Below are 15,532 nucleotides of genomic sequence, written 5' to 3'. Positions count from 1 at the left end.
CCGGGCTGGGCCGGGCGGAGGGTGTCAGACGTATGGACTCTGGGTCAGGAGGTGGGCCTTGAAGCCTTCGCCGACACCGGGTTCCGGTGTGCCGGACCAGTCTTTGATGAGCACCGCACCGGTGGTGCAGCCCCACGGGTTCCAGGTCCAGGCCAGGTATCCCATGTCGTGGGCGTCGGCCCAGTCGACCAGCCGCTGCATGTAGTCGAAGGCGCAGTTGTCCTGGCCGAACTCGCCGAGGACCACCGGGACCTGCTGTGCCAGCGGGGCGATCTGGGTGTCCCAGCAGGACTCGTTCGCGCAGGCGTTGAAGCTGTAGGCGTGCCACGACGCGGCGATGTTGTTCAGCGGGTCGGTCGGTTTGTGCGCCAGCCACTCCCGCATGTCGTTTGTCCATTCGAGCCCGCCGACCATCAGCATGTTGGTGGCGCCGGTGGCGCGGACCGCGTCGACGAGGTCCTGCATGCCGGCGACCTCGTAGGGGATGCCGGTGCAGGTGCCGCCGTCGCGCAGGCACTGCCAACCCAGGGTCTTGTTCCAGTCTGCGGGCATGTCCGGGTAGGGCTCGTTGAACAGGTCGAAGACGACGGCGTCGTTGCCTTTGAAGGTGTTGGCGACGCCGGTCCAGAACTGGGGGGCGTACTGCGCGTCGGGCATCGGCTTCTGGCAGGTGGCATGCTCGTCCTTGCAGTGCCAGTCCGGGCTGTTCGTGTAGGCGCCCCAGGTCCAGTGCAGGTCGAGGATGACGTTGATGCCGTTGGCGACCAGCAGGTTGACGTAGTCCTTGACGCCCTGCTGGTAGGCCGGGCCGCTGGGGGAGCCGTTCACGCCCAGCCAGCACTCCTCGTTCAGCGGAATGCGGACGGCGTGGATGTTCCAGGTCTTCATCGCGTCGACCGATGCCTGGTCGACCGGACCGTTGTCCCACAGTCCCTTGCCCTGCACGCAGGCGAACTCGCCGCTGGAGCGACTCACACCCAGCAGCCGGTACGCCCGACCGTCCGCAGTGACGATCTTGTTGCCGGACACCTTGACCTCGGGAGCGGGGCTGCCGGCCGGCGGAGTGCTGGGGGAGGTGCTCGGTGAGGCGCTGGAGGGGTTCGACGGCGACGGAACCACGGAACCCGTGCACACGACGCCGTTGAGCGAGAAGGCCGCCGGTTTCGGATTGGTGCCGGTCCACGCGCCGTTGAAGCCGATCGACGTGGACGCCCCCGTACCGAGCGACCCGTTCCAGGTCAGGCTTGCGGCTGTGACGCGGGTGCCGGACTGCGTCCAGGCGGCGCTCCAACCGTGGCTGACCTTCTGACCGGTGGTCGGGAAGTCGAACGCCAGCGTCCAGTTCGTGACGGGCGACCCGAGGTTCGTGATGCCCACGTTCGCGGTGAACCCGCCGGGCCATTGGCTCTGCACCGTATAGGTGACCGAGCATCCGGAGGTCGCCGCCGCGGCCGGAAGCGTGACCGTTGCCACGGTGCCGGACAGGAGCACCGCGGCGGCGCCGGCGGCCAGCAGAGTGTGACGAGATCTCATCTGATCTCCCTTGGAGGTAATCATGGTGGGAGCGCTCCCATCGACCTTATTTAGGCTATCTATCAAAGTCAATGGATGTCGACCTGGCACGGCGGCGTCGCCTCGCGCTCGGGCGGCCGAACGGCGGCGCGACGGGCGCAAAGTAAGCTCTCCTACCAAAGCCGTGCATGCCGTCGAGGAGGTCGCATGCCGACCAGCCCGGTCTGGAACAGCCGGCCGAAGACCCGCGGAATGGTTCTCGACCTCATCAGAGCGGCCCGCACGATCAGCCGGATCGAGCTCGCAACGACCACCGGCCTGACGCCGCCGACGATCTCCGAAGTCGTCCGGGATCTGATGACCGACGGACTGGTCGTCGAGGCGGGCCGCGGCGCGTCGACCGGTGGCAAGCCACCCACCCTGCTGCGGCTCAACCCGACGGCCCGCTACAGCGTCGGGGTGCAGCTGGAACGAAACACCTGCGTCATCGTGGTCGTCGACCTGGCCGGGCGACAGGTGGCCAGAACCTCATTCCGCGGCACGGCGCAGATGCCACCGGAACAGGCGCTGCCGTTCCTGGCCGCGCAGGTGAACGCGACCCTGGACGCAGCGGCCGTCGACCGCGCCAGGGTGCTCGGAGTCGGCCTGGTCAGCTACGGCCCCCAGGACCGGCACGCCGGTCTGCTGCTGACCCCCCAACCGACCGAAGAGTGGGGCGACTACCCGGTCGCACCCAGGCTGGCCGAGATCCTCGGCATGCCTGTCCTGCTCGACAACGACGCCGCCGCGGCCGCGATCGGCGAGTACTGGATCGGGACCGTCGATCCCCGCAGCACCTACGGCTGCATCTACATGGCCACCGGGATCGGTGGCGGAGTCGTCGTAGCCGGCGAGGTATATCGCGGCAGCTCCTCGAACAGCGTCGAGATCGGCCACATCTCCATCGATGTCCACGGCGACGAGTGCCCATGCGGCAACCGCGGCTGCCTGGAAAACTACTCCGGTCCTGCTGCCGTGGTCCGCCAGGCACTGGAACTGCCCGGGCTCACCGATCAGCTGATGCTCGACCCGACCACGACGGACTTTCTCACCGAGTTCGCGCGCATCGCCGCCGCCGCGAACGCCGGCGACACACAGGCCCGACACCTCATCGAACAATCGGCACGGTACCTGGGCTGCGCCGCTGTCACGATCACCACCCTGTTCGACCTGGACCTGATCGTCCTCGCCGGGCCGAGCTTCGCCGTAGCCGGCTCGATCTACCAGACGCTCATCCAGCAGGAGGTCGACCGGCGCACGTTCGCCCGCCGGGCACACCCGGTGCGGGTCGTGCCGTCGGTCAACGGTTCGGACGCGGCGGCAATCGGAGGAGCAGTACTCGTGCTGCAGAGCGAGTTGACCGTCGGCCGAGCCCGCGCGGACGACGGCCCGGCCCCACCGGCGGCGGAGATGAGATCGGCGACCTGACGGCCGTGCGCGGCGTAGCAGAGCAGTTCGCTGGAGCCGTTGTGGACCGTCACCAACGAGGTCAGTCACCGTGGACAGTACATCTGAGTGGTGGTCGAGCCACCTTGGCTCTCGCCTCCCGCTGATCCCTTGCCGGAAATTGGCCTTAGCGGCTATCAGGCTCTTCGGGGCTCCGGCTCAGGTCGGTGCGCTTACAGAAGTCGATTGCGCTGATGCCGGTCACCTCGGAAAACGAGACCGGAGCGACCGGAGCGACGGCCCGCGACCGGCAACTGCGCCGGCGCTAGTCCGGGTACCGCAGGCCGCCGGCCTCCGCGACGTTGACGCGCGCGGCGTTGACGCGCGCGGCGTTGACGCGCGCGGCGTTGACGCGCGCGGCGTTGACGGCGTACGCGTAGGCGTCGTAGCCGCGGTCGTTGGGGTGCGTCGTCATCGGCGGCATCACGGTGACGAACGGATGGATCCACTGGTCGAGGTCGAGGTCGAGGGCGCCCGCGCTGCCCCAGATTCTCGGCCAGCTCGGCGTCCCGCTCTCGGCTCACTATGACGACGGGGTGCTGCCGGCGGAGTTGCGCGACACTCTGTCGCCGATCCTGAACACTGACCGGGGCTCGACCTCGACAATCGTTCCTTGGGCTGTCGTTCCTACTGCTCGTGTTCGCCTTCCGGAGTCTACTGCTCCCACTGAAGGCGATCATCATGAACCTTCTCGCTGTCGGCGCGGCCGGAGGGCTGCTCGTGCTTGGTTTCCAGGACGGACACCTGGCCGGGCCGCTGAGACTCCCGGACGTCTGATAGATCCAGGTCTATCTCCCGCTCCGCGCGTTCGCGGTGCTGTTCGGACTGTCCGTGGACTACGAGGTGTTCATGGTCTCGCACATGCGAGAGTACTGGGAATCAGGATCCGACAACTCCACCGCAGTTGCCCACGGCCTCGCAGGCGTCGCCCGTATCGTGGCCGCCGCCTCGCTGATCATGTTCGTCGTCTTTTCCGCCGCACTGGCAACCACGGTGCTGCAGCTCAAGCAGATCGGCTTCGCACTGGCGGTCGCTGTCCTCCTCGACGCGACCATCATCCGACTCATGCTGGTGCCGGCCGGATGCGTCAGGGCGGGGATGCGGATGGTGACCCAGAGCAGGCAGACGACGATGAACAGCCGGATGGTGCCGGTCGGGTCCTGGGGGACGCCGAGGGCGTCGTTGTTCGTCCGCGGGTCCAGGAAGATCATCATGGTGGTGGACAGGGCCAGGACCTGCAGGACGACGGTGGCGAGGGTGCCGAGAACGGCGCGCCACCATAGCCGGGCGGCGGGGTCGGTGAACGGGGTGGCGTGGCAGGCCAACGCGATGGGTGCGATCCCGACCAGGACGACGAGCAGGCCGATGCGGATCAGCCAGGTCGCCAGCAGCATGGCGGTGAGGACGGCGAGCATGGTCGCGGCGATGAGGGCGAGCAGGCCGTTGGTCTGGTCGCCCAGCGCCGCACCGATCAGGTTCTGGAGTTGGGCGACGGTTTGCGGGGTGGACAGGTCGCCGACGGTCAACGCCTCGGTGATGGTGTTGGCGGAGTCGATGAGGGTGCGGCAGATCGGGATGGCGAAGTTCGCGGCGATGAACCCGATCACCAGTCGGGGTGCGAGTTCGCCGATGCTGTAGCGGGTCTGGACGGTGCCGTGGCCCATCACCAGGGCGGCGGCGTCAGGATCGCCAGGGCGAAGGTGATGTCGACCAGGTTCTGTGCGGTGTGCACCCCCGCAACGTCATCCTGCGCGAAGACCTCCTCGTCCCGCACCTCGACGGCTGGCTGGCCGGCCTGTTCACCCTGGAGAACCGGCGGCACACCATCGACCAACTCGCCGCCGCTCAGGACGATCCCGATCAACCGGATCCGGCTGCCACGACCGCCGCCGCCGTGCTGCGGGACTGCGACGCGAAACTTGCCCGCTACCGGGCCGCCCTCGACGCCGGCGCGGACCCGGTAGTCGTGACCGGCTGGATCAGCCAGGTTCAAGCCGAACGGACAGCGGCGGACGCACTACTGAGCGGCACGAGCCCCGAGCAAGAGCAGCCGGCGGATGACCGCCGAGGAAATCGCGACCATGGTCGGCCAACTCGGCGACATCCTGGCCGTCCTCACGAAGGCAGACCCGGCCGACAAGGCCGAGGTCTACCGCCAACTCGGCCTACGACTCACCTGGCACCACGAAACACAAACGGCGCACGCGGAGATCGATCCGCTGCGCCGTTGGGAAAGGTTCGTGTCCGAGGGGGGATTGAACCCCCACACCCAGCATATTTGCTGGGAACGCGTGTGTAAGCGTAGAACACAGCACACCCGCCGGGAACGGGTATGCATGCGGTTCAAACTACGAAAGACACCCGTGGCCGTCAAGGACCACGCAGGGTGTCGCCTGCCGGGCGGCCTGCGTGACTGGCTGACACCCCGGATGTCCGCCGACCCGATGGTGGACTGCCAGGTCGGGCCGATCACGTTCGGCTGGATGCGGCGCCGTGGTCGGGGAGGTGTTCGTTGGCGTTTCGGCGGCCGCGTCCGTCCGCTGGATCAGCGCGCCGTCCGACGGTTCGTCGCGCGGCAACCAGTTGGGAACTCGATCGAGAGGATCCGGGTTGAGGTCGTTGTAGAACGTTTGGCTCAACGATGCCGGTCGTCCGCGCGGGCCGCGTCTTGCCGGCGGTGTGGCGCGGGTGGTTTTGGCTGGTTCGGAGATCGTGGTGTGCGCGGTCGGCCGTGGTCAGGACAAGGTCTCCACGCAGATGGCGTCGCCGCGCTTGTCGGGCGGTGCAGCGGATAGGAGCTGTAGCGGCTTTCCGATCCGTCTGACCTCATGCAGGCATGCTTCTTGGGCCTGCTGGCGGGTATGGGAGGTGAGTACGGCGACCATCCTGTACTTGGCGTCGGGTGCGGCACAGGGGATGGCGGCAACCGTCGTGAACTCGTGGTCGACCGTTTCTGGGAGCAGCGCCACGCAGTCGCCGGCGCGCAGTCCGGCGGCAGGTGCCCGGTCCGCGAACGGCGATCCGAGCGGCGATCCGTCGCTGGCCAGTAGGAGTGTCGCTGTGACCGAGACGAATGCGACGGCGGCGACGATGCTGACAATGAGTAGGGAGCGTCGTCGAACCCGCCGGTGCGGCTGGCGAGGGACGGGTTCGGCTGGCGGCGCTTCGCTTGTCTCGGAGCTTGGCTCGGAGCTTGTCTCGGACACGACCGTCATCCTTCCTGGTCGATGAACGCCGGACCGTATCGCAATGGCTTGGTCGAGACATCCATGCTCGTGTTCGCGCAGTGGTGACGGTTCTGGTCGGTCACCCGCGCCGGGCGCCGTTGGTCGCGCGCCGTTAGTGAAGCACAGGCGCGTGACATTGTGGCAGGTACGTGAGCGTCGCCGGGCGTCAACGGCGCGGCGGGCCGGTTGGCGGTGCAATACCCCGCTGGTGGTGTCGAATCGACGCACAACAATGCAGATCTAATGTTTCGGATATCCCGCCATGAACCACGCAGGGTGATCGGGTAGCTATTGCGCGTAGTCGATGTATTCATCGATGATCTCCGCAACGTCCCTCCGGACCGTGGAGTCTCTTGATGGCCGTGCGCCGGTTGCTGTCCACTACCCGTCGTGCCTCCACCCGTCGCGGTCAACCGCTGCCGCAGGTGGCCGGCGATGCGGATCTGCTGCGGCGACGCCACCATGGCCGGCGCCGGTTGGCGTTGATCGCGGCGTTGGCGGGGGCGTTGGTGGCCGGTGTGTGGTGACGGTGCCGCCGTTGGCGCAGGCCGCCCCTGGCGGTCCGGGGTCGGGCGGGTCGGGTGAGAAGTCGGTGCCGGTGTCGCCGGTCAAGGCCCGTAATGAGCCGCCGCCGGCGATGCCGGGGTGGAAGGCGACCGGCCGGACGTGGCCGGCTGGTGGTGTCGGGGTTGTCCCGGTGAACACCGGCGCGGCGGGGGCCGCGGGCAAGGCGGTCCCGCCGTCGGGGGCGGATGTTGCCCGCCCGGGCGGTCTTGGCGTGCGGGTGCGGGCGGGGGTGGATGCGCCGGAGGAGGAGGCGCGGACGCCGGGCGAGTTGCGGTCGCAGTTGGCGCCGCCGCCATCGCAGGTGCGGGTGAAGGTGTGGGACCGGGCCGCGGCCGAGGCGATCGGCATCCCCGGAGTGGTGTTCACGGTGTCCCGCGCCGACGACCGGGCCGGGGCGGGCCGGGTGGCACTGGATGTGGACTACTCGACGTTTGAGCACGTGTTCGGTGCCGACTTCGGTGCCCGGTTGCGGTTGGTGAGCCTGCCCCGATGTGTGCAGGACACCCCGGAGTTGCCGCAGTGCCGGCAGGTGACTCCGATTCCGGGTGCCCGCAACCTGGAGACGGAGAAGGTCGTCTCCATCGACGGATTCGACATCGGCTCCGGATCCGCCTCCGACCCGCACGACTCTGACCCGCAGGCCGGAGATGCGGGTGAGCGGGCGGTCGGGTCCGGGGATCCGGTGTTCGCGGTGATGTCGGGCGGGTCGTCCTCGGCGGGGGACTTCACGAAGACGCCGTTGTCGCCGTCGTTTTCGTGGGCGGCCGGTGAACAGGCTGGCGGGTTCTCCACCAGCGTCCCGATCACGGTGCCGCCCTCGCTGGGCGGGCCGACGCCGGATGTGAAGCTGACCTATTCGTCGGCGTCGGTGGACACGATGACGATCGCCACGAATTCGCAGGCGTCGTGGGTCGGCACCGGGTGGGACCTGTCGTTGGGATCGATCGAGCGCTCGTACGCGTCGTGTTCCGATGACGGTACGCCGAAGGGGGACCTGTGTTGGATGTCCGGCGGCGGCGAGTTGTCCGACGTACCAACGCTCACGCTGAATGGGACGTCGACGCGGCTGGTCCGCGACGACGGCAGTGGGATTTGGCGGGCTGAGACCGACTCCGGGTGGAAGATCGAGCAGCTTACCGGTACGCCGAACAACTCCACCTTCGGTGAGTACTGGAAGGTGACCACGCTCGATGGCACCCAGTACTACTTCGGCCAGTCCAAACGGGCCGGGATCGTCAACGACCGGGACACGAAGGCCGCTCAGGTCGTGCCGGTTTACGGCAACAACGCGGGCGAGCCGTGTTACAACGCCACCTAAGCCAACGCGTTCTGCTGGCAGGTGTACAAGTGGAACCTCGACTTCGTTGTCGACGCGCGCGGCAACAGCATGCGCATCTTCTACAACAAGTCCGCCGCGTCCTATTCCCGGAACAACGGTCAGGCGGTCACCTACTACGAGTACAACGCGGTCCCGCAGGCGATCGAGTACGGCTACCGCGCCACCGACGCCCCCGGCTCGTCCGGGCAGATGCGGGTGGAGTTCACCACCGACAACCGCTGCAACCCCAACGGCTGCCAGGTCGACGTGCCCTGGGACCAGTTTTGCGCCCAGGCGGCGACGAGCTGCCCACACACCTCGCCGACGTTCTTCACGCCGTACGGCCTGGACCTCATCACCACCAAGGTGTGGAACAACGACGCCGGCGCCTACCAGGACGTCGACCGGTACGACCTGGTCCACTCCTACCCCGGCACAACCGACGGCACCACCTCGTCCCTGTGGCTGTCCACGCTCACCCGCACCGGTGTCGACGGCGCCAACACCACGTCCGAACCGACCCTGGAGTTCTGGGGCGACCTGCGCGACAACCGCGTCGACCACGACGCCGGCAACGGGGTGCCGCCGCTGCGCAAGTTCCGGCTCGGGTACCTCCTCGACAACGCCGGCTCCCGAACCACCGTCACCTACAACGCCGGCGACTGCACCGCGTCGACGCTGCCGACCCGGACAACAACCCGAAACGCTGCTTCCCCCAGTACTTCACGCTGAACGGGTCGACCGGCTGGGCATGGTTCCACAAGTACACCGTGTCCGCCGTCACCGTCCGAGACCTCACCGGCGGATCCCCCGACGAGGTGTGGAACTACTCCTACTCCACCCAGGGCTCCTCGACAAACGTGCTCTGGGGCCACGACAACACCGAAACCGTACCGGTAGGCAAACGGTCGTGGACCGTGTTCCGCGGCTACTCCACCGTCAGCACCATCCACGGCGACACCACCGGTACCCGGACCGAATCAGCCCGACGCTACTTCCGCGGTCTGAACGGCGACCGCACCGACGCTGGCGACGACACCCGCACCGCCACCATCAGTGACAGCCAGGGCAACGTCTTCACTGACGTCCTCCCACTCGCCGGCCAAACGCGGGAAGAGATGACCATCGAGAACGGTGTCATCACCGGCTCGGTCCTACACAACGTGACCACCGCGGTGACATCGGTCCGGACCCGTACCTACCAGGGCGGCAACATCACCGCCTACTACCTGCGCGAACCAGCCACCATCACCCGCACGAAAATCAACGCCACCAACAGTTGGCGGGTCACCGAAACCCAGACCGTCTACGAGAACAACTACAACCTGACCACCGACCAGGCGGACCTCGGCGACACCGCCACCATTGACGACGACACCTGTAGCCGCACCACCTACGCGATGAACACCACCGACTACCTCATCGCGATGCCATCCGAGGCGACGACCCGGGCCGGCACCAACTGTGCCAGCGGCAGCCTGCTGGCCCGTAGCCGCACCTACTACGACGGACAGGCCACCCACGGCGCGCCGCCGACCCAGGGCCTGGCGACGAAGGCGGAGAGCCTGGTGTCGACCGGGCCGGATGTGTGGGCGACCACGCAGGCCGGCTATGACATCTACGGCAGGCCTGTCTCCGCCAAGGACGCCCGCGGTAAGACCTCGACCGTTGCCTACACGCCCGCGACAGTCCTCCCGGCGACGCAGATGGTCGCGACCAACGCGCTGGGCCATACCACGACCAGTACCGTCGAGCCGCGTCGTGGCGCGCCGACCGCCGTTGTCGACGCCAACGGTCGAGCCATCACTGTCCGGTACGATCCGCTCGGTCGGCTGGTGAAGGTGTGGGGTCTCGGGCGCCCAACTTCGGGCACCCCTACCGCTGAATACGTCTACACGCTGGCCGGTACCGCTGGTGGGAACAGCATCACCACCAAGATGCTCGGGCCCAACGGCAATCAAATTGTCTCCTACGACCTGTTCGACGGACGGCTCCGCCTACGTCAGACGCAGCAACCCGCGCCCCAGGCCAACGGCGGACGGATCATCACCGATACCGCCTACGACAGCCGCGGCCTAGCGGTGAAGGCCTCGACGTTCTGGAACTCCGCCGCACCGGACGCCACGCTCGTCGCCTTCGCCGACACCAACATTGCGACCCAGAACCGCAAAGTGTTCGATCAGCAAGAGCGGGTCATCAACGACCAGCTGTGGTCGCTCAACACGATGAAGTGGCAGACCATCACAGGCTACGACGGTGACCGGACCACAGTCACCCCACCCGCCGGCGGTATCCCCACCACCACCCTGGTCGACGCGCACGGGCGCACCACCGAACTACGTCAGCACCTCGGCGCCACCACGGCCGACCCATACCAGACCACCGGCTACGGCTACGACCGGCTCGGCCGTATGGCCCAAGTCACGGACCCCGCCGGAAACACCTGGGCCAGCACCTACGACTTCGGCGGGCGGGTCACGGCAACCACCGACCCGGACCGGGGCGCCACCGAGATGACCTACACCGCCGCCGGCGATCTCGCCACGACCAAGGACGCTCGCGACATCGTGCTGTCCTACCGGTACGACGACCTTGGCCGCAGGACAGAACTCTGGCAGGGGGCGGTCGGCACCGGAACGAAACGTGCCACCTGGGGGTACGACACGCTGGCTAGCGGAGGCAGCGTCAAAGGCCAACCGGTCCGATCTACCCGCTGGCACCCCAACTCGTCCGGTGTCCTGGAGGCGTACAGCAGCGAGGTTACAGACGTCGACGACGCCTACCGGCCCCTTACCAGAAAGGTCAGCCTGCCGTCGTCGATGGGCAGTCTCGCAGGCCCATGGACGACGTCGACCAGCTACACACCGGACGGCAACCTCGCCACCCAGACCCTGCCCGCCGGCGGGTCGCTGCCGGCCGAGACGATCACCCACACCTACGACAACGCCGGCTACCCCTTGACCATGGCCGGCATCGACACCTACATCTCGAACACCACGTACACCAACCTGGGTGTTGTTACCGGACTCACCCTCGGCGTCGGCACCAAACGCGTCCAGCTCGACAACGCCATCGACCCGGCCACCGGTCGGCTCACCGAGAACCGGGTGTCCACCGAGAACCAGACAAGCCCCGGCACATGGGTGCCACAGCTGATCGAGCAGTACGGCTACGACGCGGCGGGCAACGTCAAGAACATCAACGAGGTCAACAACAGTGGCACGACGGTGTCGAACCAGTGCTTCAAATACGACGCGCTCCGCCGACTCGCCGAAGCCTGGACCACCACTGCCGCCACCTGCCAGGCCGCCCCCACCCAGGCAATCGTGGGCGGCCCCGACCCTTACTGGACCAGTTACCAGCACAACGCCATCGGCAACCGCACCCAGGACACCGTCCACACCGCGGCCGGGAATACCATCCGAACCTACGCCTACCCGGCCTCCGGGCCCACATCGGTGCGGCCCCATGCCGCCACCGGAGTCACCATCACCGGGGTAAACCCGGGCAGTGACACGTACGGTTACGACGCCACCGGCAACACCACCACCCGCAACATCGCCGGCAAAGCCGGCCAGGCTCTGACGTGGGACGAGGAAGGCCACCTCGCCTCCGTTACCGACAGCAGCGGCACCACCAGCTACGTCTACACCCCCGACGGGCAGCGGCTGCTGGCCTACGAACCCGGATCCGTCACCACGCTATATCTCGAGGGCTTCGAGCTGCGGAGGACTACCGCCGGGATCACCTGCACCCGCCACTACGGCGTCGCCGTCCGCACCACTAACGGCGGGCTGACCTGGACCGCCGCCGATCACCACGGCACCGGCCAGGCGGCCATCAACCCGGCGACTCTTGCCGTGACCCGACGCAAGACCGACCCGTACGGCAACGCCCGCGGGCCCGCTGCTGGATGGCCCACCACCAGAGGCTTCGTCAACGGCGTCAACGATCCTACGGGCCTGGTACACCTCGGGGCACGCGAGTACGAGCCCGCCACAGGCCGGTTCATCTCCGTCGACCCGGTCATGGACTTGAATGATCCCGGGCATTGGAACGGCTACACCTACGCCAACAGCAACCCCGTCACCGACTCAGACCCCGACGGACTCGCCCCGATCTGTAAGAAACCCGACGGCGAGGACTGCCACTACTCCGTGCCCGGCGGCGGAGACCCGTGCGCCGGCGGCTGCGGCGTGACCACGAGTTACACACCTCACTGGGGCAGCGATGACGAGAACCCGTACAAGAGCAAGTTGAAGGGCAAACTCGGCAACCTCCTTCTGAAGGACTGGCAGCAACGTAAGTATATGGAGGCGATCGAAGCGGTCGACAAATATGCCTCGAAGAAGGGAGGGAATGCCCACATGGACTTCGCCGCCGTGGTCGCGAAGGTCGAAGTCGACGGCGAACTACAGGTTGTTGTTTTCGCGTCTTTTAGTATCCCAGAAGACCTCATCGACGAGCTTCAGGCGATGGGCGTTACGGTCTACGTGGCGAATGACGGACCGAAGAATCCCGACGACAAAGACAACCACGCCGAGGGGGTCGCGAAGCAGTGGCGATTTGACATGGAACAAGCCAAGAAGTCGGTCAAAGTGTTCGGTGCTGTGGTGTCGAACGAGTCCTGTAGCGACACCTGTGCGGAGAACCTGACGTACTTCGCGTTTCGAAAGGACGGTACCGGCCCACAGATCGAGCCTGGCGGCCGCGGATTCGAGGGCGACCGGATGTTCACACCCCAGTGGGTACGCAGCACCAGGTCGGATATCAGGAAGGAAGAGAAGGCGAAAGACCTGCCAAAACGGAGCATCAACGGGATGAACGCCGTCCTGACCTGGTTCCGGTACGGCTTCAACGCCGGTGACTCGTTGGCCCAGGCCCGGCAGCCCCAGATTCGGGGAGGAGGTCCCGGAATGGGCGGCCCACAGCAACATGAGTGGTGACGGACAGCCGGTAGACTACGAGCCACGTATCGACTGATCACGAAGGGCCGTTCGTGATACCTGACGATGTACCCGAAGACCAAATCGACGGACTGCCCCTCGATGTCATCCTGGCTGTCGACGGGAGGGCTCTCAGGCGGGACCTCGTTGCCCGGTTGCGGAAGTTGCCCTACCCGGCCTACCTGGGCTGCCTCAGCCTCTGCATCGACGACATACGGACCATGTATGGCGAACGAGTGTTCGGCCCCGGGGAACAGCTGGTCAACAGGACTCTCGAACTCATTAGAGCCGCGGCAACCGGGGCGGCGGTGAAACACTCGGCCAAGCGGCTGTGGCGTCAATGGCTTGACTATATGGGCAACCCCGGGCCAGAACAATTGGCGGACACCGATCTACCGGTCATGGTGCGATCGCCCTGCACCACGGCGGTCCTGGAACTGATAGGCCCTCAAGATCGCGATGCAGCCTCAACCGTGGCCGACGCCGCCTACAAAGGGAACAGGGAGACGAATCTGATTCCCGGAGACAACGTCAGGCGGCTCATGAAATTCATCGCATGGACGAGGAAGGCAGAGTCATGAACGGTGTAACCCGGAGACGAGGGGACATCGTTCTGGTGACTGCGTAGGGCGAGGGCGCCGCCGCGGCGGCAGGCGGTCTCGGTGTGCAGCCGTAGCAGGATCGCGTCGAGGATGGGGTCGTTGCCGCTGGTTCGGGCGACGTCGTTGATGTCGGCCAGTTCGCGGGGTGTCAGGGCGCGGCGGGTGTTGGGTAGCCGTCGTGGCTTGGTGATCCGATGGGCCGGACTCGCCGAGGGGGCGATGAGTCCGTCGGCGATGGCTCGGACGAAGAAGGCTCGGGCGGCGATGACGTGTTCGCCGGCGTGTCGTCCGCCGCGGCCGTTGCGGCGCGGTACCGCCTTGGCGACGGCTTCGCGGTGCAGCGCCTCGATGTCGGTGCGGCAATCGTGTCGAGGGGTCTGTCGCCCCAGAGTGCCACCATCCGGGCCCAGTAGTTGCCGTAGGTCCGTGCGGCGCCGGGCCCGGCCGCAGCGACCACCCGCGGCAGATACTCCGCGACCGTCGGCATCTCAATTCGGGTTGCCTCGACGGAGTGTCGGTCGGCGGTGTGTAGGTCGGCGAGAGTCACGCCGAGTTGCGCGAGCAGGGCTCGCGCCTGCGCGACGCGGTCGGGGTCAGTCATCGCCGTGGATGCGGCCGTCGGGGCCTGGCTGGCGGCCGTAGTAATCGGTCAGCAGGCGGGCGATCAGCGCGGGCGGGTGCACGATCAGGGCGCCGCGAGCGGGGATGGCGACCAACACGATCCACCCCTCGCGGTCGAGTCCGGCGAGCGCCCGGGCCGAGACTGGCAGGGTCAGCTCCCCACGGCCGCCGACCGCCTGCCGGCCGTCCACACACGAGCTGATCACGACCACGTCGGTGCCGACCCGAAGGTCGACACGATGTCCCGGTGACCACGCCAAGGTTGTCAGCAGCGACCGCGCGGAGAACCGCCCGGAGGCATCCAGGCGGGCCACGTCGAGCAGGAACGACTCAAACGGGGCGTCGGCCGGCAGGTCGAGGCGGGGGAGTACCGGTAGATCCAGAGGCGCCAGCGGCGCGAAACGGCGCGTCGCAGGAGGGATCAGCGCCCCGATCAGCTGCTCAGGACGGGCGGCGGCCGGCTCCGGAGACTGGCCCATGCGGCTCATCGTCGACCGGGCCGCAGGCAGGAAGCCGGAAGAACGGCAAAGTCAACTCGCCCGGCGGGCCGCAGCCCCTCGGTCCACAGCAGCGGAAATGCGGGTCGGTTGTCCGGTAGTCCCCACCAACCGGCCGAATGCCTGGTTGCCGCGGGATTCCACCAAAACCGGTGTCCGAGGCCAGACACGAACCATTTTCCAACCGAGGTCGGCGCTCTCGGCGGATCTCGTTGTGGCCTGATCCAGATGAGCACCTGTGCGAGCTGGCTTTCGCGTTCGGCCGCTACCTCTCGGCTGACTCCTCGCTGCCGAGTACACAGGTAACAACCTGAGTCGTCCGGCGTCGCGCGGAAGTGGAGAAACAGCTTCGTTCCCAGGAGCTCTGCGGCTGTCGCGACGCGTCGGGGAACGGTGGTCAGGGCCGCCTCGTTCCTCCACAGGGTTAGCACATCCAGGCGCAGTTCGGCGACGACACCGAGTCACATCGAGATGATCTAATTGGTTGTGGCCCCGGTCGACCGGCTGGCTCGAGATCGCGCGGGCATCGACCCGTTGGCCATCGGACGGGTCATCACCAGCGTGGTGCGGGTATCGAGAATGGACGGTGCGGTGACGTCGACAGCGGGTGGCCGAGTGGAGGTGGCTGTGCCGGACGAGGGTGCCGAGGACCCGTACCTGTGGCTGGAGGACGTGGACTCGCCCCGTGCGTTGGGATGGGTGGGGGAGTGCAATGCGCAGACGCTGGCGGCCCTGGCCGACGGTGCATTCGCCGAGG

The 15,532-nt window shown here is 67.1% G+C and carries 12 protein-coding genes; 7 read left to right on the top strand and 5 right to left on the bottom strand.

Annotation, left to right across the window (positions count from 1 at the left end; genetic code table 11):
* Positions 1-24: 24 nt before the first annotated feature.
* A complete protein-coding gene (locus Vau01_RS59520) occupies positions 25-1,533 on the bottom strand; it encodes a cellulase family glycosylhydrolase (protein ID WP_204012950.1) in 1,509 nt (502 codons plus the stop codon).
* 186 nt (positions 1,534-1,719) lie between these two features.
* Between Vau01_RS59520 and Vau01_RS59515 the strand changes: the two genes are divergently transcribed.
* Entirely contained in the window at positions 1,720-2,979 is a 1,260-nt protein-coding gene (locus Vau01_RS59515; RefSeq protein ID WP_204012948.1) for an ROK family transcriptional regulator, read from the top strand.
* A gap of 283 nt (positions 2,980-3,262) precedes the next feature.
* On the opposite strand, the gene Vau01_RS59510 is transcribed toward Vau01_RS59515, so the two are convergent.
* Positions 3,263-3,412 carry a hypothetical protein gene (locus tag Vau01_RS59510; RefSeq protein ID WP_204012946.1) on the bottom strand — a complete coding sequence of 50 codons (150 nt, stop codon included), beginning with the start codon at positions 3,410-3,412 and terminating at the stop codon, positions 3,263-3,265.
* Positions 3,413-3,846: 434 nt separating this feature from the next.
* Here Vau01_RS59510 and Vau01_RS65575 point away from each other — a divergent pair, with 434 nt between their 5' ends.
* Positions 3,847-4,635 carry an MMPL family transporter gene (locus Vau01_RS65575; protein WP_373320501.1) on the top strand — a complete coding sequence of 263 codons (789 nt, stop codon included), beginning with the start codon at positions 3,847-3,849 and terminating at the stop codon, positions 4,633-4,635.
* A gap of 25 nt (positions 4,636-4,660) precedes the next feature.
* Here the strand turns inward: Vau01_RS65575 and Vau01_RS59500 are convergent, their stop codons facing one another.
* Together Vau01_RS59500 and Vau01_RS59495 are read right to left on the bottom strand one after the other, a co-directional pair.
* A complete protein-coding gene (locus Vau01_RS59500) occupies positions 4,661-4,861 on the bottom strand; it encodes a hypothetical protein (RefSeq protein WP_204012929.1) in 201 nt (66 codons plus the stop codon).
* Between the two features lie 871 nt (positions 4,862-5,732).
* Positions 5,733-6,203 (bottom strand): hypothetical protein, encoded by a 471-nt coding sequence (locus tag Vau01_RS59495; protein WP_204012926.1) that lies wholly within the window; start codon positions 6,201-6,203, stop codon positions 5,733-5,735.
* A 377-nt stretch (positions 6,204-6,580) separates the two neighbouring features.
* Between Vau01_RS59495 and Vau01_RS59490 the strand changes: the two genes are divergently transcribed.
* From Vau01_RS59490 to Vau01_RS59470, 5 genes are read left to right on the top strand one after another with little or no spacing between them, the layout of a single operon-like run.
* Complete coding sequence (locus Vau01_RS59490; RefSeq protein ID WP_204012923.1) at positions 6,581-6,751, top strand: hypothetical protein; 171 nt, start codon at positions 6,581-6,583, stop codon at positions 6,749-6,751.
* Positions 6,745-8,109 carry a SpvB/TcaC N-terminal domain-containing protein gene (locus Vau01_RS59485; RefSeq protein WP_204012920.1) on the top strand — a complete coding sequence of 455 codons (1,365 nt, stop codon included), beginning with the start codon at positions 6,745-6,747 and terminating at the stop codon, positions 8,107-8,109. The genes Vau01_RS59490 and Vau01_RS59485 overlap by 7 nt, the downstream gene beginning before the upstream one ends.
* Before the next feature lie 21 nt (positions 8,110-8,130).
* Positions 8,131-8,841 (top strand): hypothetical protein, encoded by a 711-nt coding sequence (locus Vau01_RS59480; protein ID WP_204012917.1) that lies wholly within the window; start codon positions 8,131-8,133, stop codon positions 8,839-8,841.
* 38 nt (positions 8,842-8,879) lie between these two features.
* The gene (locus Vau01_RS59475; RefSeq protein WP_204012914.1) at positions 8,880-13,055 is read left to right on the top strand and encodes an RHS repeat-associated core domain-containing protein; all 4,176 of its coding nucleotides are present in this window, start codon (positions 8,880-8,882) and stop codon (positions 13,053-13,055) included.
* Between the two features lie 53 nt (positions 13,056-13,108).
* On the top strand, positions 13,109-13,636 hold the full coding sequence (locus Vau01_RS59470) for a hypothetical protein (RefSeq protein ID WP_204012911.1): 528 nt from the start codon (positions 13,109-13,111) through the stop codon (positions 13,634-13,636).
* A 614-nt stretch (positions 13,637-14,250) separates the two neighbouring features.
* On the opposite strand, the gene Vau01_RS59465 is transcribed toward Vau01_RS59470, so the two are convergent.
* Positions 14,251-14,766 (bottom strand): hypothetical protein, encoded by a 516-nt coding sequence (locus Vau01_RS59465; RefSeq protein ID WP_204012908.1) that lies wholly within the window; start codon positions 14,764-14,766, stop codon positions 14,251-14,253.
* Positions 14,767-15,532 lie beyond the last annotated feature (766 nt).

The organism is Virgisporangium aurantiacum, assembly GCF_016863635.1.
Lineage (GTDB): Bacteria > Actinomycetota > Actinomycetes > Mycobacteriales > Micromonosporaceae > Virgisporangium > Virgisporangium aurantiacum.
This window is presented reverse-complemented; position numbering and strand designations above follow the sequence as displayed.

What these genes read in the sequence shown, in the direction of transcription:
- Vau01_RS59490 (WP_204012923.1), top strand. Translation starts at nt 6,581, where the DNA reads ATGGCCGTGCGCCGGTTGCTGTCCACTACCCGTCGTGCCTCCACCCGT.
- Vau01_RS59510 (WP_204012946.1), bottom strand. Translation starts at nt 3,412, where the DNA reads ATGACGACGCACCCCAACGACCGCGGCTACGACGCCTACGCGTACGCC.
- Vau01_RS59465 (WP_204012908.1), bottom strand. Translation starts at nt 14,766, where the DNA reads ATGAGCCGCATGGGCCAGTCTCCGGAGCCGGCCGCCGCCCGTCCTGAG.
- Vau01_RS59520 (WP_204012950.1), bottom strand. Translation starts at nt 1,533, where the DNA reads ATGAGATCTCGTCACACTCTGCTGGCCGCCGGCGCCGCCGCGGTGCTC.
- Vau01_RS59515 (WP_204012948.1), top strand. Translation starts at nt 1,720, where the DNA reads ATGCCGACCAGCCCGGTCTGGAACAGCCGGCCGAAGACCCGCGGAATG.
- Vau01_RS65575 (WP_373320501.1), top strand. Translation starts at nt 3,847, where the DNA reads ATGGTCTCGCACATGCGAGAGTACTGGGAATCAGGATCCGACAACTCC.